At 61.7% G+C, this 19,407-nt stretch carries 19 protein-coding genes; 13 read left to right on the plus strand and 6 right to left on the minus strand.

Annotation, left to right across the window (positions count from 1 at the left end; genetic code table 11):
• Positions 1–152: 152 nt before the first annotated feature.
• On the plus strand, positions 153–1,010 hold the full coding sequence (locus RTP54_RS14735; RefSeq protein ID WP_312363744.1) for a fumarylacetoacetate hydrolase family protein: 858 nt from the start codon (positions 153–155) through the stop codon (positions 1,008–1,010).
• Positions 1,011–1,040: 30 nt separating this feature from the next.
• On the opposite strand, the gene RTP54_RS14740 is transcribed toward RTP54_RS14735, so the two are convergent.
• Positions 1,041–1,751, minus strand: coding sequence for a GntR family transcriptional regulator (locus RTP54_RS14740; RefSeq protein WP_312363746.1), 711 nt, complete (start codon positions 1,749–1,751; stop codon positions 1,041–1,043).
• A gap of 99 nt (positions 1,752–1,850) precedes the next feature.
• Here RTP54_RS14740 and RTP54_RS14745 point away from each other — a divergent pair, with 99 nt between their 5' ends.
• The 7 genes from RTP54_RS14745 to RTP54_RS14775 all read left to right on the plus strand — a co-directional run bounded on the left by RTP54_RS14745 (position 1,851) and on the right by RTP54_RS14775 (position 10,966).
• A complete protein-coding gene (locus RTP54_RS14745) occupies positions 1,851–2,864 on the plus strand; it encodes an ABC transporter substrate-binding protein (RefSeq protein WP_312363748.1) in 1,014 nt (337 codons plus the stop codon).
• On the plus strand, positions 2,861–3,667 hold the full coding sequence (locus tag RTP54_RS14750) for an ABC transporter ATP-binding protein (RefSeq protein WP_312363750.1): 807 nt from the start codon (positions 2,861–2,863) through the stop codon (positions 3,665–3,667). Before RTP54_RS14745 ends, RTP54_RS14750 begins: the two co-directional genes overlap by 4 nt.
• On the plus strand, positions 3,664–4,521 hold the full coding sequence (locus tag RTP54_RS14755) for an ABC transporter permease (protein ID WP_312363752.1): 858 nt from the start codon (positions 3,664–3,666) through the stop codon (positions 4,519–4,521). The genes RTP54_RS14750 and RTP54_RS14755 overlap by 4 nt, the downstream gene beginning before the upstream one ends.
• Positions 4,522–4,556: 35 nt before the next feature.
• Positions 4,557–5,723, plus strand: coding sequence for a mandelate racemase/muconate lactonizing enzyme family protein (locus RTP54_RS14760; RefSeq protein WP_312363753.1), 1,167 nt, complete (start codon positions 4,557–4,559; stop codon positions 5,721–5,723).
• Between the two features lie 131 nt (positions 5,724–5,854).
• Complete coding sequence (locus tag RTP54_RS14765; RefSeq protein ID WP_112817224.1) at positions 5,855–6,100, plus strand: hypothetical protein; 246 nt, start codon at positions 5,855–5,857, stop codon at positions 6,098–6,100.
• Between the two features lie 555 nt (positions 6,101–6,655).
• Positions 6,656–9,799, plus strand: a complete 3,144-nt coding sequence (locus tag RTP54_RS14770; RefSeq protein WP_312363757.1) for a multidrug efflux RND transporter permease subunit — start codon at positions 6,656–6,658, stop codon at positions 9,797–9,799.
• A gap of 15 nt (positions 9,800–9,814) precedes the next feature.
• Positions 9,815–10,966 carry an efflux RND transporter periplasmic adaptor subunit gene (locus RTP54_RS14775; RefSeq protein ID WP_312363759.1) on the plus strand — a complete coding sequence of 384 codons (1,152 nt, stop codon included), beginning with the start codon at positions 9,815–9,817 and terminating at the stop codon, positions 10,964–10,966.
• 8 nt (positions 10,967–10,974) lie between these two features.
• Here RTP54_RS14775 and RTP54_RS14780 read toward each other — a convergent pair whose 3' ends face one another.
• The gene (locus RTP54_RS14780) at positions 10,975–11,778 is read right to left on the minus strand and encodes a helix-turn-helix transcriptional regulator (RefSeq protein WP_312363761.1); all 804 of its coding nucleotides are present in this window, start codon (positions 11,776–11,778) and stop codon (positions 10,975–10,977) included.
• Positions 11,779–11,962: 184 nt separating this feature from the next.
• Between RTP54_RS14780 and RTP54_RS14785 the strand changes: the two genes are divergently transcribed.
• The 5 genes from RTP54_RS14785 (at position 11,963) to RTP54_RS14805 (ending at position 17,030) form a co-directional block, all read left to right on the plus strand.
• Positions 11,963–13,051, plus strand: a complete 1,089-nt coding sequence (locus RTP54_RS14785) for an ABC transporter ATP-binding protein (protein ID WP_312363763.1) — start codon at positions 11,963–11,965, stop codon at positions 13,049–13,051.
• A gap of 70 nt (positions 13,052–13,121) precedes the next feature.
• Entirely contained in the window at positions 13,122–14,282 is a 1,161-nt protein-coding gene (locus RTP54_RS14790) for a spermidine/putrescine ABC transporter substrate-binding protein (protein WP_112806909.1), read from the plus strand.
• A gap of 297 nt (positions 14,283–14,579) precedes the next feature.
• On the plus strand, positions 14,580–15,446 hold the full coding sequence (locus RTP54_RS14795) for an ABC transporter permease (protein WP_312363766.1): 867 nt from the start codon (positions 14,580–14,582) through the stop codon (positions 15,444–15,446).
• Complete coding sequence (locus tag RTP54_RS14800; protein WP_312363768.1) at positions 15,446–16,264, plus strand: ABC transporter permease; 819 nt, start codon at positions 15,446–15,448, stop codon at positions 16,262–16,264. Before RTP54_RS14795 ends, RTP54_RS14800 begins: the two co-directional genes overlap by 1 nt.
• A 4-nt stretch (positions 16,265–16,268) precedes the next feature.
• Positions 16,269–17,030: an SDR family oxidoreductase gene (locus RTP54_RS14805; RefSeq protein WP_312363770.1), complete on the plus strand. Its 762-nt coding sequence runs from the start codon at positions 16,269–16,271 to the stop codon at positions 17,028–17,030.
• A gap of 133 nt (positions 17,031–17,163) precedes the next feature.
• Here the strand turns inward: RTP54_RS14805 and RTP54_RS14810 are convergent, their stop codons facing one another.
• The 4 genes from RTP54_RS14810 to RTP54_RS14825 form a co-directional block, all read right to left on the minus strand.
• Positions 17,164–17,400: a hypothetical protein gene (locus RTP54_RS14810; protein ID WP_112806903.1), complete on the minus strand. Its 237-nt coding sequence runs from the start codon at positions 17,398–17,400 to the stop codon at positions 17,164–17,166.
• 280 nt (positions 17,401–17,680) lie between these two features.
• Positions 17,681–17,857, minus strand: a complete 177-nt coding sequence (locus tag RTP54_RS14815) for a hypothetical protein (protein ID WP_312363772.1) — start codon at positions 17,855–17,857, stop codon at positions 17,681–17,683.
• Between the two features lie 70 nt (positions 17,858–17,927).
• Positions 17,928–18,323 carry a hypothetical protein gene (locus RTP54_RS14820; protein WP_312363774.1) on the minus strand — a complete coding sequence of 132 codons (396 nt, stop codon included), beginning with the start codon at positions 18,321–18,323 and terminating at the stop codon, positions 17,928–17,930.
• A gap of 10 nt (positions 18,324–18,333) precedes the next feature.
• A complete protein-coding gene (locus RTP54_RS14825; protein ID WP_312363775.1) occupies positions 18,334–19,335 on the minus strand; it encodes an alpha/beta hydrolase in 1,002 nt (333 codons plus the stop codon).
• Between the last annotated feature and the right edge of the window lie 72 nt (positions 19,336–19,407).

The following is a 19,407-nucleotide window of genomic DNA, read 5'->3' on the forward strand; positions in this document are numbered from 1 at the left end:
GCAACGAACGCCTGGCTGCATCGCGTCGCGAGCGGCGAACGCCTCGGGCAATTCCCCTCGCAGGCATTTAATACATTTTATCTCTGGATAATTTGAAACATACATTTTAAAGTTTGATGCACACCGAATTTGCTTAGAGGAGTATGCTGGGAATGTTGCTGGTGCGATACGAACATCAAGGGAAGGCATCTGTCGGCCTTCTTCGAGACGGCCTTGTCTTCACTCTGGAAGACGAGATCCCCGAAATTGGGGGCGACATGGTGGCGCTGATCAAGAAGGGCAAGCCCGTTCTTGATAAGTCGCTGGACGGGATCGGGACGCAGCAGGGGATTCCGGTCGGCGATGTCAGGCTTCTTTCGCCCATCGCGCGTCCCGGAAAATTCATCTGCATGGGACTGAACTACCTTGAGCACGTCAAGGAAGGTGGACGCGAGATCCCTGCCTTCCCCACGTTGTTTCTTCGTGTCCAGACAAGCTTGCTTCCGCCCGACGGCGAGATCGTCGTGCCGAAGGTCTCTGATCGGCTCGACTTCGAGGCCGAGTTGCTGGTGATCATCGGAAAGACGGCGCACAATGTATCGGAGAAGGACGCACTCGATCACGTCTTCGGCTACACCGCGTTCAACGACGGGTCGCTGCGCGATTATCAGCGACAGACGACACAATGGACGGCCGGGAAAAATTTCGACGCGACGGGTCCCTTCGGCCCCGCGATCGCTACAGCTGATGAATTTCCTCCTGGAGCAGTAGGCCTGTCGGTCCGGTCACGCCTGAACGGGCAAATCATGCAGGACGGCAATACCCGCGACCTGATGTTCAGCATCGCGAGCATCATCTCCTATGCGTCTGAAATCATGACGCTTGAGCCTGGCGATGTGATTGCGACCGGCACGCCCTCGGGCGTCGGCTTCGCCCGCACGCCTCCTGTTTTCATGAAAGCAGGCGACGTAATCGAAATAGAGATCGAAGGGCTCCCTACCCTCACAAATCGGGTCGTTGCCGCAGCGTGACGTTAATCCGGCCCCGCTGTTCGGGGCCGCCTAGCTTGGTTTTTCGAGGAAGTCTTCGACGACCGCCAGGGTTCGCCGGTAATGCGCTGTCAACAACTCGACGGCCTTATCGGCGTCCCCGTCCAGGACGGCGTCGGCGATGTCGCGATGTTCTTCGACATAGGACTGCCTGGCCTGGGGAGAGATCGATGCGATATGGCGGTAGCGATCGGACCTCTCACGCAAATCCTCGCAAAATTCCAGCACGATGCGGGAATTGCAGGCCGTCAGCAGCGCATTGTGAAACGCGTGGTGTCGCGGCTCCCATTCCGGATTGGGCGTCTGCGCCGTACCTTCGATAAACCGCGGCGTGCGAGACAGGCGATAGAGACTAAGCACGATGCCCTCTTCCCAGGCTTCCGTGCGGTTGCGGATGGCTTCCCTAAGCGCGCAAGCCTCCATCAGGCATCGCCCGCGCACAATTTCACGCCATTCCTCGATCGAAACCGGGGCGACCGAAAAGCCCCGCTGATCCTCGAGGTCCACCAGCCCTTCGGCCGTGAGCCGATTGAGTGCTTCACGAACCGGATTGAGCGTCGTTTCGTATGCCTGGCAAAGGGCATCAATCTTCAACCGAGAACCAGGCGGCAGTTTTCCCGCAAGGATATCCAGGCGGATCGCCGCAAAAATTGCAGACGCGGCAGTCGCCTTGCCAGCGGTGGGTCGGCGGGAGGTCGTTTTTGCCATCGATGCGTTGGTCATGAGCTGGATCCGGAATTGCAGGTCTGCGCAAAAATGCATTTTGACATACGTTTTTCCATATCATACATTATTTGCGAGAAGGAAAGAGGAGGATATAATATGCGACGACTGGCATTTGTAAAACGCCTGATTGCGGCATCGGCCATCGGATTGACAGCCACCACCGCATCCATGGCTCAAACCAAGGATGTGACCTTCGTCATCGCCAATCCGTCGGCGATCAACATCATCCCCGTAGCAGTGGCCATGGGAGAGGGCTACTTCGAGAAGGAAGGATTGAAGGTTGGTGTCGAGGCCCTGAACGGCTCCGGTGCCGTACTTCAGGCGTTGACGGCAGGTCAGGGGCAAATCGGCAATCCGGCGGCCGGGCCTTTTCTCGGCGCACGTGCGCGCGGTATCGACATCACATTTCTCTATCGCCTCAATCCGAACAGCTCCCTGAGCATGGTGGTCCGGCAAGAGACCGCAACGCAGGGACCGGAGGATCTGAAAGGCAAGGTTATCGGCATCGGGACCGCTGACGGCGCCGAAGCGTCCTTCGCCCGCTCGATCTTCGGCGATCTCGGCATGGTGGAAGGCAAGGATTATACATTTCTGGTCGTGGGTGACGGTGGGCTGGCGACTGCCGGCTTCATGCGCGGCGATATCGACGCCTATGTCGCGGCAACCAGCGATGCGGCGATCCTCAACAGCCGCGGCCTGAGCTTGCGCAACATCACCCCGGAGAAGTTCCGCCAGTTCTTCGGCAATGGCTTCGCCGCCATGAGCGATTACATCGAAAAGAACCCGGATGTAATCGAGGCTTTCGGCAAGGCAGTCGTCCGAGGCGCCCGCTTCGCGGCCGACCCCGCCAACATCGAAAAGGTCATCGATCATGCCGCGGCGGTCAATCCGCAGGAGGGCGAGGATCGGGCTTTCTCCAAGGCCCTGATCGAGCAGATCGTCGTGCGCCAGTCGCCGTTCGACCCTGCCAAGGGCTATGGCTATCAGGACCTGGCGGCCTGGCAGGCCTGGCAAGAAAGCCTCGTGTCTTCGGGCGAACTGAAGGAAGCGCTCCCCGACCTCAACGCCATCTACACCAACCGGTTTGTCGAAGCGTGGAACGCCAAATGATCCCACAACGCGTGAAGGAGGGGACGCCGCTTGCGGCGCCCCCGGTCTATACGTTGCGCGGCGTCGGCAAAACCTATGCGCGCCGCAGCCTGGTTGCCCTTGAGGGCGTCAACCTCGATCTGCCCAGAGGAAGCTTCTCCTCGGTGATCGGTTCGTCCGGATGCGGCAAGTCGACGTTGCTGAAGATCATGGCCGGCCTGATCTCGCCTTCGGCTGGCAGTGTCATCCTGGCCGACAGGCCGGTGCTCGGCCCTCGCCGCGATATCGGCATGATGTTCCAGCAGGCGACGCTCTTTCCCTGGTTGACCACCATCGACAACATCCTGCTGCCGATCCGTATCCGTGATGGGAGGGCCGCGGCAAGAGACAAGGCAGCAGACGCAATGGCGCTGCTGGATCTTGTGGGATTGAGAGGGTTCGACAAAGCCTACCCCGCCGAGTTGTCGGGCGGCATGGCTCAGCGCGCCGCAATCTGCCGAATGCTGATCACGGAGCCGGCGGTGCTCTTGCTCGACGAACCGTTCAGTGCGCTTGATGAACTGGTTCGCGATTTCATGAACATGGAGCTTCAGCGCATCTGCCTTGAGCGCGAAGCGACCGCCTTTCTTGTCACCCATTCGATCGCCGAAGCGGTCATCCTGTCGGATACGGTCTTCGTCATGGGCGCAAGGCCGGGCCGCATGATTGAGGCGGTGACGATAGATCTACCTCGCCCGCGAACGCTCGACATGGTGACGAGCCCGGCCTTCGGCCGCTATGTCACCCACATCCGCAACTTGCTCAGCACAGGATCGCAGTCATGACGACATTTGACAGCCATGACGCCGATAACCCGGTCAAGGATACGATTTGGAAGGAACAGGTTTCGCCGATTGACAGCATCCCGAGACCAATTGCCATCGCAGGCCTCGGTTTGGCGCTGGTGCTGGTCTGGCAGCTGGTCACGGTGTCTGGTGTGGTATCCGCGATCATCCTGCCGTCGCCAGCGGAGACTTGGCGCGAGATCATATTCGTCGGCACCAACCTCGTGAGCGGCGGCTACATGCTGGGTGCGCTCTGGATCACGATGCAGGAGGTGTTGATCGGGTTCGTGCTTGCCACCCTGATCGGTGTCGGCCTCGGCGTTCTGGTCGGTGAAACCCGCTTCGGGGAACGCGCCGTGATGCCCTATCTGATCGCCATCGATACGATGCCGAAGATCGCCTTTGCGCCACTCTTCGTCGCGTGGCTCGGCTTCGACATTTCCTCGAAGGTGGCGCTCGCGACCTTTGTTTCCGTTTTCCCGATCCTGGTCGGCACGGCGGCTGGGCTCAATTCCGCCGACCGTAACGCGCTCAACCTCTTTCGCACGATGGGCGCTTCGCGCTGGCAGACCCTTATCCATATGAAGATGCCGGCCGGCCTGCCGCATGTTTTTACCGGCCTGAAGATCGCCTCGTTGGGCGTGATGGCGGGTGCCATCACCGGGGAGTTCCTGGGCGGCGGCAAGGGCTTTGGCGAGATGATCCGTATCGCAGCATCTCAGCTTCATACGCCGCGCGTTTTCGCCCTCATCCTTTATCTCAGCCTGCTTGGCCTCGCCATGTTCGGTACCGTCAGCCTTGTGCAGAAGAAACTGATCTTCTGGCACAAGGACAGCCGTGACGCCGGCGAATAAACGCAGTCGGGATCCATAAACTCTGGAGTTCGCAAATGCCCCGTATCGTTGAAATCCGGGAAGTGACGAAGCCGATCTCGTCGCCGATCCGAAATGCCTATATCGACTTTTCCAAGATGACCAGCAGTCTGGTCGCGGTGATCACGGATGTGATCCGCGACGGCCGGCCGGTCGTCGGCTACGGCTTTAATTCCAATGGTCGCTACGGCCAGGGCGGCCTGATCCGCGAGCGGTTTGCCGACCGTATCACCAGCGCGGATCCGCAGACGCTGCTCGACGAGACCGGTGAAAACATCTCGCCCGAAAAGGTCTGGGCGGCGATGATGACCAACGAGAAACCGGGTGGCCACGGGGAACGCTCGGTTGCGGTCGGCACCATCGACATGGCGGTTTGGGATGCCGTGGCAAAGATCGCCGGAAAGCCCCTGTTTCGCCTACTGGCGGAGCGCGCAGGCCGGGACGCAAATCCAAAGGTCTTCGTTTACGCCGCTGGCGGTTATTACTATCCGGGCAAGGACAATTCCGCCCTGCGCAAGGAAATGCGGGGATACCTCGACCGGGGCTACAATGTGGTGAAAATGAAGATTGGCGGCGCATCGGTCGACGACGATGCACGACGTGTCGAGGCCGTACTTGAGGAAATCGGTTCGCAAGCGCAACTCGCCGTCGACGCGAACGGGCGGTTCGATCTCGAGACGGCGATCGCCTATGCAAAGATGCTCCGGCAATATCCGCTGTTCTGGTACGAGGAGGCGGGTGATCCACTCGATTACCAGCTTCAGGCGGCTCTCGCCGAATTCTATCCAGGCGCGATGGCAACGGGCGAAAACCTGTTCAGCATGCAGGACGCCCGCAATCTGATCCGACATGGCGGAATGCGCCCGGATCGGGACTGGTTGCAGTTTGACTGCGCCCTTTCCTACGGCCTCGTAGAGTATCTGAGGACACTGGATATGCTGAAGGCGCACGGCTGGTCGCCATCGCGCTGCATCCCGCATGGGGGGCATCAAATGTCGTTGAACATTGCGGCCGGTTTGGGCCTCGGCGGCAACGAGAGCTACCCCGACCTTTTCCAGCCCTATGGAGGCTTTCCGGACGGTGTACGGGTCGAGGACGGCCACATCGAGATGCCAGAGCTTCCCGGCATCGGGTTCGAAGGCAAGAGCGACCTCTACAAGGAGATGTCCGCGCTTTCCAGTTAATGCGATCGCAACACACGTGCGAGGCGCGATGAAAATCCCGCCTCCCGTGCCGGCAGGAGCGCGCTGGCGTTCCATCGAGCCTCGGAACTTCCTGTCTCCTCGGCGGTTCTTCCTCACAAAGGAGAAAGAACATGGCCAAGGACGCGCTCACAGCCGGCTTCACCGGCACCCCCGTCGAACCGCCGACAGGCGTGCGTAAGATGGCAAAGACGGCGACAGATGCGGCCAGGCGCGAAGCGAATGTTGTCGCTGCCGCGGTTGCCGACCATCCACGCACCGCATCCGGCCTGCTGCTGACGGTTGGCGCCCTTGCCTTTGCGATCGGCTTCGTCATCGGACGGTCTTCGATCGACGGTGAGCGCGGCTATTGGCGATAAAAGCGGAACTGCGGGTGTTGCGGCGCCGACGATGCCGGTCGCCTGCAACCGAAGCCTGTGATCAGCCCTCAAGATTGAACCATCTCGACCGTCATTCTCGTCACTGTTGCAACGCGAAGTGGATTGATGCACGGTGAGGTATTGCGGCATTGCCGTTCTCACAGTGCAATTGATGCATTCGGCGCCTTTGAGCCGACGGCACGCCAAGAGACGGCCGCTTGTCCAAGCCTTCGGGCGACAGTGGTTACTGCAAGAAAATTTTCAGCGTAATGTCGGCTGGCGCGATCGTCAGTCGTCTTTTAGCCAGAGACCGTGCCGCACGGTTATATAACGTTCGATCACATTCAAGATCCGGGCCAGGCCGGCCCATCTCGATCTCGTGCTGGAGCCTACGATGCCTATGCTTGCCGAGCACAAGGCGAAGGAGCACGCCGCTGACCGGAAGGTCCGCGCAGCAGATATCTGTGCCACCGCTTTTGAGCTTTTGCAGCGTGCCGCCAGCCCCGGTGCCGTGTCGCCCTCTCACGGAAACTCCTTGCAAGGATCGATCCCGCCATGATCGACTTCTTCATTCATCGGCCAATCTTCGCATCGGCCATCGCGATCATCATGACGCTGGCGGGCGGCATCTGCTATTTCCTGTTGCCGATCTCGCAGTTTCCCGACGTGACGCCGCCGCAGATCGTGGTGGCCGCCAACTATCCCGGCGCCAGTGCTCAGGTCGTCGCCGATACCGTGACGACGCCGCTCGAACAGCAGATCAACGGCGTGCCGGGCATGCTCTACATGACCTCGACGAGTTCAAACGATGGTTCGTCGCGGATCATCATCTCCTTCGAGGTGGGCTATCCGATCGACGTCGCCGCGCTCGACGTCCAGAACCGCGTCTCGCAGGCAGCCTCCTCGCTGCCGGCGCTCGTCAACCAGACCGGCGTGACGATTGCCAAGCAGATCCCGAACTTCACCGTGCTGGTGAGCCTGGATTCGCCCGACAACTCGGTCGATTTCGCCTCCGTCAGCAACTACGCCTACCTGCAGATCCTCGATCCGTTGAAGCGGCTGCCCGGTGTCGGCGACGTCCAGCTCTTCGGCGAACGCCGCTATTCGATGCGGGTCTGGCTCGATCCCGACCGTATGGCCAATCTCGGCGTCACGGCCGTCGATGTCCAGAATGTGATCGCCGAACAGAATATCCAGGTGGCCGGCGGCAAGATCGGACAGTCGCCCGCACCCGCCGGCACACCGTTCGAGATGCAGATCAATGCGCTTGGCCGATTGAGCGATCCGTCGCAATTCGGCGACATCGTGCTTCGCGCAGACCAGGCCACCGGCGCCACGACGAGGCTGCGTGACGTGGCCCGCATCGAGCTCGGGGCCCTCCTCTACTCGTCATCCGTCACCTTCAACGGCAAGGAAAGCGTGGTTCTTGCCGTGTTCCAGGGACCGGGCTCCAACGCGCTCGACCTGCAGAGCCGTGTTCAGGCCAAGATGGACGAGTTGTCTCTGCGCTTCCCTTCGGGCATCGCCTATCACATGTTCTACGACACCACGCGTTTCGTTTCGGCGGCCATGAAGGATGTGGTGTACACGCTGCTGGAGGCGCTCGCGCTCGTCGTTTTCGTCGTCTTCATCTTCCTTCAAAACCTGCGCACCACGATTATCCCGACTATTGCCATCCCGGTGTCACTGATCGCGACGCTGGTCGTGATGTACCTCTTCGGCTTCTCGCTGAACATGCTGAGCCTGCTTGGCATGGTGCTCGCCATCGGTCTCGTGGTCGACGACGCGATCGTCGTCGTCGAGAATGTCGAACGCCAGCTGGAGGCCGGGCTGCCACCGCTCGAAGCCACCAAAAAAGCCATGCAGGAGGTGACCGGGCCGATCATCGCCACGACAGCCGTGCTGCTCGCCGTCTTCATTCCCGTCGCCTTCATTCCAGGCGTTGCCGGCAGCCTCTACAACCAGTTCGCGCTGACGGTCGCGATCTCCGTCGCCTTCTCCGCCTTCAACTCGCTGACACTCAGCCCGGCGCTCAGCGCCGCTTTTCTGCGCTATCGCGGCGAGCCTCGCTTTGCGCTCTTCCGCTGGTTCAACGATGGTTTTCATGCGCTGTCACACAGCTATGCACGCAGCGTCGCCGGGCTGGTGCGCTGGCGCTGGGCGCTGTTCGCGCTGTTCCTGGCCGCTGTCGGCTCCACTTACATGCTGTGGCAGCGCATCCCTTCGACCTTCCTGCCGGTCGAAGACCAGGGCTATTTCTTCGTCGTCATTCAATTGCCGGACGGCGCATCGCTCGAACGCACCGAGGCCGTTGCAAGGCGATCCGAGGAGATCCTGCGTGGCACGGCCGGCGTCGATTTCGTCGGCTCCGTCGTCGGCTTCAATTTCCTGTCCTTTGCGGCGCAATCGAATTCCGCCGTGCAGTTCGCCGTGCTGAAACCCTGGGACGAGCGCCCGCCCGATCAGGGTGCGTCGGCGCTGCGCGAGGCGGTGACGCCGCAGTTGCTGCAGATCCCGGATGCGCTGGTGCTCGCCTTCGATCCGCCGTCGATCCAGGGCCTGGGGGCGACCGGCGGCTTCGAATTCCAGGTCGAGGACCTCGCCGGCCGCAGTGCCCAGGCGCTGAACGACACCACACAGGCGCTGATCGCCGAGGCGCGCAAGCAGCCGGAGATCAATCCCTATCAGCTGTTCACCACCTTCAGCACCTCAAGCCCGCAATTCGACTACGACCTCGATCGCGACAAGGCAAAACTCCTCGGGCTCACCTTGCCCGATATCTTCAACACACTGCAGATCTATTTCGGCTCGCTCTACGTCAACGACTTCAACCTGTTCGGCCGCACCTTTCGCGTCACGCTTCAGGCCGATCAGGCCGCACGCGCCTCTGCCAACGATCTTTCGCGCCTTTATGTGCGCAACAGCCAGGGCGAGATGGTGCCGCTCAACACGCTCGGCTCTTTCAGATCGACGGTCGGCCCAGAGACGATCACCCACTACAACAACTATCCGTCTGCGCTGGTCAACGGCGCGGCAGCACCCGGCTTCAGCTCGAGCCAGGCGGTGGCCGCGATGGAGCGGGTGGCAAAGGAGATGCTGCCGCGGGACTACACATTCGAGTGGACCGGCATTACCTATCAGGAGATCCGCGCAGGTTCGATTGCCGCGCTCGTTTTCGCGCTCGCCCTCGTGTTCTGCTTCCTGATCCTTGCCGCCCAGTACGAAAGCTGGTCGATGCCGTTCATGGTGCTGCTTTCTGTGCCCTTGGCGCTCCTGGGCGCGCTTCTGGCGCTGTGGCTGCGCGGAATGCAGATCGACGTCTATTCGCAGATCGGTTTCGTGATGCTTGTTGGACTTGCCGCCAAGAACGCCATCCTGATCGTCGAGTTCGCCCGCCGCCGCCGCGAAGAAGGGCTGGATGTGGTGGCAGCGGCCGCCGAGGCGGCGCGCCTTCGCTTGCGTCCGATCCTGATGACCGCCTTTGCCTTCATCCTCGGTGTGCTGCCGCTGATGTATGCCAAGGGCGCCGGTGCTGCCAGCCGCCAGTCGATCGGCACCACCGTTTTCGGCGGCATGCTCGCCGCCACCGTTCTCACACTCATCTTCGTCCCGGTCTTCTACGCGGTCATCGAGCGATGGCGGGAGGGACTGTCGGCGAAGTCCGTCGGCGAGAAGCACGAGCCGAAGGCGGCGGAATAGGGATTGGAGCCTGACATGCGTGGTTCTAAACTGGCCCTGGTCGCAGTGGTGATCGCAGCCGCCCTTGCGGCCGCCTATCACTACAGGATTGGCGGGTTCGAGATCAAAGCCGGCGACGCCGGGGCCGCACCTGCTCCGGCGCCGCAAGCCATGCCTGTTCCCGTCGCGGCGGTCGTCAAGAAAACGATCCCCATTTATCTCGACTATTCCGCGCGGACCGAGGCAATCCGCAACGTGACACTGCGCGCCAAGGTCACCGGCTATATCGAAGCGCAGCCGGTTGCCGACGGTTCCGATGTCAAGGGCGGCGACCTCCTCTACCGGATCGACACGCGCGACTATCGGGCGGTCCTGGATCAGGCAAAGGCCCAGGTCGAGAGGGACGAAGCGTCCCTCGCATATCTCCGATCCAATCTCACGCGCGGCAACGAGCTCGCCACGACAGGATATCTGGACAAGGACAGTTTCGATCAGCGCCAGAGTGCGGTGCATCAGGCGGAGGCCGCAGTGGCCATGTCGCGGGCAGCGGTGCAAACCGCTGAGATCAACCTAGCGTACACCGAAATCCGCGCGCCCTTTGCCGGGCGACTCGGGCGCAACCTGGCACCAGAGGGAACGCTGGTCAGCAATACGACCGGAACACCGCTCAACAACCTTGTGCAGCTTTCGCCGATCTATGTCTCGTTCAATCCGAGCGAAGCCGAACTTGCCGATATCCAGAAGGCCCGGACCAAGGGCAAAGTCGAGGCGGAGGTGCTTCTGCCCGGCGACAAGGAACCGCGCTACCGCGGCGACCTCACGTTCATCAACAACGCGGTCGAGGGCAATACCGGAACGGTGGTGGCGCGCGCGACGATCGACAACACGGACCTCAGCCTGCTTCCCGGCCAGTATGTCCGCGTGCGACTGAAGATCCGGGATGAACCGAACGTGATGATGGTTCCGGAGACAGCGCTCGGATCGAGCCAGCTCGGCAAATACGTCTATATCGTCGGCAAGGGCGACACAGTAGAGCAGCGGCTCGTCACGCTTGGCCCGGCCAGCGGCGATCTAATCGGGCTGGCTTCAGGCGTTTCGGAAGGCGACCAGGTCATTGCCGGAAACCTGCAGAAGATCTTCCCCGGAGCACCGGTAAAACCGATGCCGGCGGAGCAGGTGCAGAAGTAGCGACATCGCTACTGACCGAGATTGCGCAGATAGAGGGAGAGAAGCTGCGTTTGCGAGGAGATGCCAAGCTTGCGATAGACGTTGCGGCGGTGGACCTTGACGGTCCCGGTCGAAATGCCGAGCTTCAGCCCGATCGATTCCGACGAATGCCCCTGCAGCACCAGTTCGATGATCGAGGCTTCGCGTTCCGTCAGATTGAGATGTTGCCAGACGCCGTCGGCCGGTGGGTGGGTGGCCTTCCGCCGGTTGCGCCCGGACTTTGCCAAGGCCGCATCGAACCTGCGGCCAAGGTCCGACCAATGGTGGCTCACCAATGCCGAGACCAGCGGCTCGACCTTTTTCAACAGGGCGAATTCCGCCGGGCTGAAGGATCCCGTCGCCTCACGCCGCATCAACGACAGCACGACGGTAATGTCGTCGTTGATCGGCACGAAGAAGCCGACTTCCTCGGCAAGCCCGGTCTGCACGTAATAAGTTCGGTAGTATTCGCTGGAGAAAAACCGGTCCGGCGCCCTCTCCCGCATGCGCCAGACGCCCGGCTTGCCCTCGCAGGCCGCGTGATAGAAGGGATCGAGCAGATAGGGGCCAGCTTGGTAGAGGCTGACGAACAGGACGTGATCCTTGTCATTGAATGTGCTGTAGAGGTCGATCGGCCGTTCCTTGCCGCGATAGGCGAACACCACCACGTAATCGAAGCTCATCAGCGCCGACATCAATTGCCGGTAGGCAACGCCCACCGTCTCGTCGTCCATGGCTGCGCCACTGACCATCGGCGCCAAAACCTTGAATACCCCCTCGAGGTCGATACCCAAACCGCTCTCCCGCCGAACCGGCCCTGTTGAGGTATACTCCTCCCACAAGCCAAATTCCGTTGGAATACCTCTCTCGGGGTATATACCGGCAAGGGCCGCCTTGACTACGCTGCCTGTCAATGACGGTGGAACGCGATGGCATCCATGCCTTGGCGGTATCCGACAACAACCGCAGGGAACAGACGTGACATCCGCTTCGACGAACGACATCGAGTTCCGTTCGGTCGCCAAACGCTATGGCAGCGTGACCGCCGTTTCGGACATCAACTTTGCGGTGCCCAAGGGCGCCTTCATGGCGCTGCTCGGCCCTTCCGGCTGCGGCAAGACCACGTGCCTGCGCATGATCGGCGGCTTCGAGCAGCCGAGCGAAGGCACGGTCTACATCAGCGGCGAAGCGATGAATGGCGTTGCCGCCTATCGGCGCCCCGTCAACATGGTGTTCCAGCACTATGCGCTCTTTCCACATCTCGACGTCGAGCAGAATGTCTCCTACGGCTTGAAGCAGATGCGGCCGCGGATAGCACCTGCCGAAATCTCGCGGCGCGCCCAGGAAGCGCTGGAAATGGTCCGGCTCGGCGGCTTCGGCAAGCGCCGGATCCATGAAATGTCCGGGGGCCAGCAGCAGCGCGTGGCGCTTGCCCGTGCCATCGTCAACAAGCCGAAGGTGCTGCTGCTCGATGAGCCGCTGGCAGCACTCGACAAGAAGCTGCGCACCGCCATGCAGATCGAACTGCAGACGCTGCAGCGCGAACTTGGCATCACTTTTGTCCTGGTGACCCACGATCAGGAGGAGGCGCTATCGATGAGCGACTTCGTCTGCGTCATGAATGCCGGCCGCATCGTCCAGGTCGGCCCGCCGCAGGACATCTATGATCGTCCGGCCAGTCTGTTCGTCGCCGATTTCGTCGGCAAGACCAACCGGATCGCCGCGACCGTCGACGACGGCGGCACCACGATCGTCTTTGCCGATGGCACCCGGGTTGCATCAACAGCCACGGCGACGCCGCGCGCCGGTTCGGCCACCGTTGCGCTCCGCCCCGAGGCGATCAGCCTGAAACGCAACGGCGCTGCTGGCACTGCCACTCTGTCCGGTACCGTCACGCACCGCATTTTTCTGGGGTCGTCCGTTGAATATTCCGTCGATGTCGATGGTCTCGGCGATTTTCTCGTCACCGCCGATCGCAGGACCATCGGCGACAGCGATCTCGTCGAACCTGGCGACAGGGTCGGCCTCGCCTTCGATCCGAATGCGCTTCACATCTTTCCGGCCTGAACATGCGCACGATCTGACCGGGCCACAGCCTGCTGATGCATGAACGTCAAACGATAAAGGGAACAGCGTCATGACCAAATGGTACAGAGAAAATGCCCCGATTACCGCCGAGCAGCTTGCCGACGAGTTGATGCGCCTGAAGCGCGGCTCGGTCACCCGCCGTCATTTCCTCGGCGTTACCGGCCTTGGCCTTGCAACCGCAGTGCTGGCGCGCCAGCCCGGTCTGTTCTCCTCGACCGCGTTTGCGCAGGATCTCGGCAGCCAGATGTCGATCGCCACCTGGCCGAACTACCATGACCCCGCCACCTTCGAGGCGTTCCAGGCCGCAACCGGCGTCGCGGTCGAAGTCAACGTCTTCGGCTCGAACGAGGAGATGCTGGCCAAGCTACAGGCCGGGGGCACCGGTTGGGACCTGTTCGTGCCCACCAACTACACGATCTCGACCTATGTGAAGCTCGGGCTGATCGACGAACTCGATCTCTCCAAGCTGCCGAACTACGACGCTGCGACCGAGACCGCGCGCTTCACCAACGAGGGCGTCGTCGACGGCAAGACCTATGCCGTGCCAAAGAATTGGGGCACGACCGGCATCGCGCTCAACTCCACCAAGATCAAGACCCCGATCACCAGCTGGAAGGACTTCTTCGAGGTGGCCATGACCGAGGCCGACGGCCGCGCCATGGTGCATGATTATCAGCTGACGACCATCGGCAATGCGCTGGTCTCGCTCGGCTATTCCTTCAACTCGACAAAGCCGGACGAACTCGCCAAGGCCGAGGAACTGCTGATCAAGGTGAAGCCGCATCTCTACGCCATCAACAGCGACTACCAGCCGTCGATGCGCGCCACCGATGCCTGGATGACCATGTGCTGGACCAATGACGGCGCGCAGCTCAATCGCGACATGCCGGAAATCCAGTTCGTGCTCGGAAAGGACGGCGGCGAGATCTGGTCGGATTTCTACGCGATCCCGAAGAGTGCCGCCAACAAGGCGGCCGGCTACGCGCTGCTGAATTACCTGATGGCGCCGGAGAATGCCGTCAAGGAGCATATCGCCAACGGTGCGCCCACCACCGACAGCCGCGTCCTGAAGCTGCTGCCGGCCGAGATTACCGGCAACAAGATCGTCTATCCGGATGAAGCGTCCCTGACGCCGCTGGAGTTCGGCGCCGCCGTGACGCTGACCGACCCCGGCCGTGCCGAGTTGATGGCACGGTTCAAGTCGGCCTGATCAGCGCCCGGACCGTACTGTCCTCACTTGCGTCGAGAGGGAAGCGCCCCTCATCCGCCTGCCGGCACCTTCTCCCCGTTCTGACGGGGAGAAGGGACAAGTGGCGGGCTCACCGCTCCCCTTCCCGCTGTTCATGCGTGGGACCGGGCGAGCGCCACGAGTCTCCTTCCCCCCGCCTGCGGGGAGAAGGTGGCCGGCAGGCCGGATGAGGGGCTTCCCTCACCGTGTGGATGAGGGGGCTCCCTCGCTGCGCCGATGGGCCCGAAAACACGACTGAAACGCGAACGGATGAGTTTTATGCCTGTGGCAACGAACACGAAGAGAAACCTGGTGACGGCGGCGCTGGTGGCGCCGGCGGCGGCATGGCTGATGATCTTTCTCGTGCTGCCGTTCATCGCCATGCTGGTGTTCGCCTTCGGCGAGCGTGCGCCGGAGGGCGGCTACCAGGCGGCTTTCACCTTTGCGCAGTTCGCGCGTCTGCCGACGCGCGCCGCCGCCTTCTGGAACACGATGGTGCTGGCGCCGGTCGGTGCACTCCTCTGCCTGCTGGTCGCCTATCCCGTCGCCTACTATCTCGCGGTCAAGGCCGATCCGCGCTACCGCCTGATCCTCGTATCGCTGGTAGTCGTCCCCTTCTGGACGAGCCTGCTCGTGCGCACCTACGCCTGGATGTACATTCTCGGTTCGCGCGGCATCCCAAACCTCCTGTCGATGATCGGCCTTGAGGATGTGCGCCTTCTGAACACGCCGGGCGCCGTGCTGCTCGGCATCGTCTATGGCTACCTGCCGCTGATGATCATGCCGATCTATGTCAGCCTTGAAAAACTCGACCGACGGCTCCTGGAAGCGTCCGCCGATCTCGGCGCCAAGCCGGTGTCGACGTTCTTCGCGGTCACCCTGCCCTTGTCGCTGCCGGGCGTGATGACCGGCGTGGCGCTGGTGACAATCCTTCTGCTCGGCGAATACCTGATCCCGCAGCTCCTGGGTGGCGGCAAGGTGTTCTTCATCGGCAACGCGCTGGTCGATCTCTTCCTGCAATCTCGAAACTGGCCCTTCGGCTCGGCGATAGCCGTCACCCTTGTCGCTGTCGTGGTGGTGATCCTGATGGTGGCGATGCGCATTGCCTTCCGCGTGGCCGGCACAAGACAGGTGGATCTCGTCTGATGCGCGCCTTCATCTCCTCGGTCTACATCTTCCTCTACGCGCCGATCGCGCTGGTCGTGCTGTTCTCGTTCAATGCCGGGCGCAGCGCCAGCGAGTTCACCGGGTTTTCGACCGCCTGGTACGGCAAGGCGCTCGGCAACACCTTCCTGGTCTCAGCGCTGCAGAACAGCCTGATGATCGCCTTTACCAGCGCGACGCTCGCCGCGATCTTCGGCACCATGGCAGCCCTCGGCATGGAGCGGCTGGCGCCACGCAACCGGGCGATCTTCGATGCGCTCTTTGCAGCCGCCATCGTCGTCCCCGGCGTCGTCATCGGCATCGCCACGTTGGTGGCGCTCGTCGCCGTCTTTTCCTTCGTCAATCCGGCGCTGGCAACGATCTGGCCGGGCGATCAGCCGCCGCAACTCGGGCTTGGCTATGGCTCGATCATCGCCGCCCACGGCCTGTTCTCGATGGCGCTCGTCACCATGATCGTCAAAGCCCGTATCGCCAGCCTCGGGCGCGATATCGTCGAAGCCTCCAGCGATCTCTACGCGACGCCGCTGACCACCTTCCGGCTGATCGTGCTGCCACAGATCCTGCCGTCGATCCTCGCCGGCTTCCTGCTCGCCTTCACCTTCTCCTTCGACGATTTCATCATCGCCTTCTTCGTCGCCGGCTCGAAGACGACCTTGCCGATCTACGTCTTCGCCTCGATCCGCCGCGGCGTGACGCCCGAAATCAACGCGATCGCGACACTGGTGCTCGTCGCCTCGCTGCTCTTGATCCTGACTGCCCGTATTCTGATGCGGGATAAAAAATCGAAATCCGGGGAGTGAACAGATGATCCTCAAAGACCGGGTCGCCATCGTGACCGGAGCGGGCTCCGGCATCGGTCAGGCGGGTGCCGCCATCATGGCGCGCGAAGGCGCCCACGTGATTGTCGTCGACCGCAGTGTCGAAGCGGCAAGACAGACGGTCGATACCATCAGCGCCATGGGCGGCAAGGTCGAAGCCGTCACCCTCGATGTCACGGACGACGCAGCCCTTTCGGACGGCATTGCGGACATCCTCTATCGCCATGGCCGCATCGACATCCTGCACAACCATGCCGGCGCGCAGGTCGCCGGCGATCTCGAAGAAGTGGAGATTTCCGGCTTCGACCGGTCCTGGAGCCTCAACGTGCGGGCCCATTTCATGGCCGCCCGCCTGGTCATGCCGTCGATGAAGGCCGCCGGCCGCGGCGTCATCGTCAACACCTCGTCATCGTCGGGCGTGCTCTACGACCGCGAAATGATCGCCTACACCACCACCAAACATGCGGTGATCGCCATGACCAAGCAGATGGCGGGCGACTACGCCCGCCATGGCATCCGCGTCAACGCGCTCTGCCCCGGCTGGGTCGATACGCCGTTCAACGAACCCTTCATTGCACAGATGGGCGGCCGCGGCGCGATCGAGGCCTATATCCGCGAAAAAGTCCCGCTCGGCCGCTGGGCAAATGTCAGCGAGATCGCTGAGGCGATCCTGTTCCTGGTCTCCGACAGATCCTCCTACATGACCGGCCAGATCCTGGTCGTGGATGGCGGCGAGACGGTCGCCTGAAGACGACGCCGATGGGACGGAGTCCCGATCTCGTCTCGCAGCACATCAATTTGCAATCGAGGCCAAACGCTGCGGTATCAAGCCATCGCGGGTGATCCAGCCGTCCTGAGACAGCCTGGCTGACCCGCACGCTTCAGGAACCCGAGAACGTCACCGTCACGCCGCGCTGGCGAAAATAGGCCTGCATCAGCTTCCTGCCAGAACGATTGTTTTGCGTGAGCTTGGCAGGGTCGAACACGGCCTCTTTCAAACCTTCCCGCGCCAGCGCTGCCTTGAGCGTCGCAATATGCACATCGATGTCGGCATTGTCCGCGTGGAGCGATTCATAAATGCGGTTTGTTGCATCGGTTACGGTCGGCTCACTCACGATGAATTTCCCTTTGATTTGTGGTCACAACATTTCTTGCCTGATCCTATGTTTGTGAAAAATGCCCGCGTCAATGGCAGGCTACCGGTTGAAACCTTCCGTCCGCTGCGGTGACACGTGCCGGTGGCGCCCGTGCATGATGCAGGGCGCCACATGGCTCCAAAGGGATCGACGCGATCCGAACGCCATTGAGGTCGGGTTGCCCGATGCGACGTTTCGACGATCAGCGACGGGCGTTGTTCACATATGTTTGCGAGGGTCGCAGCGTTCGTCGAGCACGGCGTTATCCGCGCATATGCTTCACTGGCCTGTCATTTTCGTCGGGATTCGGATTGGGAACTTCGTCGGGCAGAACGTCCGGCTCCGGTTCCTCAATCGGCGGCTGCGGCAGATCGGGCGGCAGGCCCGGGGGGACCTCGGGCCGTGGACTGGGGGTCGGTTCGGTCGGTATCGTGCTCATGATCGGCTCCACTTTCCATGACCAACTGGATGCGGAGCACTTTTGTTCCGAAGCCGCATCTGCGCCTGCCCTATTGCCCTTTCGCCTTGCCGTGTAACGGCCAGCAGACAAAACCGACCGCAAAGGCTGCAAGCCAGACGAAGACGGGCTGAAGCGGCAGTCTGGCCGCATGGTACAGCCACTGCCATGCTGAAGCGCCCGGTGCGCTCAGGCTGTCGACCGCGTGCTTGATATTGGCCGGGAAGACGAGAACCGCATAAAGCGCGAGCCCAATACCGGCATATCGTCGTAAAGCTGGCACCTGGAGGCCGATCGCGCCCGCGATCTCGCAAAAGCCCGTCAGGATGATCACCGCTTGCGCGTTCGGGACCCAGATTGGCGTGATGGAGACAAACGGTGCGGGATAGGCAAGGTGCAGGATGCCCGCCGTTCCATAGAGGACTGACAGCCCGGCTCTGCAGCGCATGCGCCAGAGATCAACGCTTCCCATCTGCCGCGATCCGCTTTTCGATCGTCCTTGCTACGGCGTTCAGATCTACCCGCCGGCCGCTGATCTTCTCGATCGCTGCAACGGCCAGATCGTTTGCGACATAATCGGACTTGTGACCGAGATTGTGCACGACCAACAGCCGGGCGCCGCGGATGTCGCGCGCCAGATGCTGGGCATGGACGTCAGGCGAAACGATCGTGTCGACGTCACCGGTGATTATGACCGTCGGCGCCTTGATCCCGCGGTATTTTTGGCTGGCCGTCCGGGCCCAATCGTTGAGTGCCGCAACCTCCTGTGCATTGTGCCGGAAGGCCGCCGGCCTGAGGGCCTGCAGCGTGCGGGATTGGCGCATGTAATCTTCCGGCATGCTGTTTGGCGCAAATGTCGCTCGCGTCGCGCTGCCGATCGAAAGCAGGCCGATCGGCGGGGCGACCAGCGTGCTGAAAAGAGCGCCGGTAACCGGAACCGCCGCCGCATCGTAATACCAGGCGACGCCGCCCTTCCAGGGGTAAACGGCCGGCGACAGGAAGACGAGGCCGGCAACTTTTTGGGGATGCCGCACGGCAAGGGCGGCAGCAACTGCGCCGCCGAAGGAGTGACTGACGATGATTGCCTTGGCTATCCCACGTTTTTCCATCAGTTCGGCGATCGCATCCGCCTGCCCGTCGGGCAGAATGTTTTCGGGTCCGCCAACATCGGAGCCGCCGTGGCCCGGTCGGTCAACGAACAGGAGCTTCGCTCGCCCCTCCAGCTTTTTCCGGAATGAGAACATCGGATCGTAGAGGCTGGCGCTGGCGCCGTGGATGAAGACGATCGGCGGCAGATCGACCTTCTTGCCGGGTTTCAACAGGATGCTGTTGAGCACGGTGCCGCCGACGTCGATGCGAATTGGGCGCGCCTCACGTTCGATCGCCCACACGGGACAGAGAAGCGGTCCGATCAAGAGCAACCAGACGCCGGCAAGCATAGATATCGGACGAGCGTTCATCGTTCCTCGGAAAGATAGATCTTTGAGGTGGATACGGATGAAATGCGCTTCCGGTTTTGTTTTGTCCCGCGA

The organism is Ensifer sp. (assembly GCF_031989085.1).
Lineage (GTDB): Bacteria > Pseudomonadota > Alphaproteobacteria > Rhizobiales > Rhizobiaceae > Ensifer.

What these genes read in the sequence shown, in the direction of transcription:
- RTP54_RS14735 (WP_312363744.1), top strand. Translation starts at nt 153, where the DNA reads ATGTTGCTGGTGCGATACGAACATCAAGGGAAGGCATCTGTCGGCCTT.
- RTP54_RS14740 (WP_312363746.1), bottom strand. Translation starts at nt 1,751, where the DNA reads ATGACCAACGCATCGATGGCAAAAACGACCTCCCGCCGACCCACCGCT.
- RTP54_RS14745 (WP_312363748.1), top strand. Translation starts at nt 1,851, where the DNA reads ATGCGACGACTGGCATTTGTAAAACGCCTGATTGCGGCATCGGCCATC.
- RTP54_RS14750 (WP_312363750.1), top strand. Translation starts at nt 2,861, where the DNA reads ATGATCCCACAACGCGTGAAGGAGGGGACGCCGCTTGCGGCGCCCCCG.
- RTP54_RS14755 (WP_312363752.1), top strand. Translation starts at nt 3,664, where the DNA reads ATGACGACATTTGACAGCCATGACGCCGATAACCCGGTCAAGGATACG.
- RTP54_RS14760 (WP_312363753.1), top strand. Translation starts at nt 4,557, where the DNA reads ATGCCCCGTATCGTTGAAATCCGGGAAGTGACGAAGCCGATCTCGTCG.
- RTP54_RS14765 (WP_112817224.1), top strand. Translation starts at nt 5,855, where the DNA reads ATGGCCAAGGACGCGCTCACAGCCGGCTTCACCGGCACCCCCGTCGAA.
- RTP54_RS14770 (WP_312363757.1), top strand. Translation starts at nt 6,656, where the DNA reads ATGATCGACTTCTTCATTCATCGGCCAATCTTCGCATCGGCCATCGCG.
- RTP54_RS14775 (WP_312363759.1), top strand. Translation starts at nt 9,815, where the DNA reads ATGCGTGGTTCTAAACTGGCCCTGGTCGCAGTGGTGATCGCAGCCGCC.
- RTP54_RS14790 (WP_112806909.1), top strand. Translation starts at nt 13,122, where the DNA reads ATGACCAAATGGTACAGAGAAAATGCCCCGATTACCGCCGAGCAGCTT.
- RTP54_RS14795 (WP_312363766.1), top strand. Translation starts at nt 14,580, where the DNA reads ATGCCTGTGGCAACGAACACGAAGAGAAACCTGGTGACGGCGGCGCTG.
- RTP54_RS14800 (WP_312363768.1), top strand. Translation starts at nt 15,446, where the DNA reads ATGCGCGCCTTCATCTCCTCGGTCTACATCTTCCTCTACGCGCCGATC.
- RTP54_RS14805 (WP_312363770.1), top strand. Translation starts at nt 16,269, where the DNA reads ATGATCCTCAAAGACCGGGTCGCCATCGTGACCGGAGCGGGCTCCGGC.
- RTP54_RS14815 (WP_312363772.1), bottom strand. Translation starts at nt 17,857, where the DNA reads ATGAGCACGATACCGACCGAACCGACCCCCAGTCCACGGCCCGAGGTC.
- RTP54_RS14820 (WP_312363774.1), bottom strand. Translation starts at nt 18,323, where the DNA reads ATGCGCTGCAGAGCCGGGCTGTCAGTCCTCTATGGAACGGCGGGCATC.
- RTP54_RS14825 (WP_312363775.1), bottom strand. Translation starts at nt 19,335, where the DNA reads ATGAACGCTCGTCCGATATCTATGCTTGCCGGCGTCTGGTTGCTCTTG.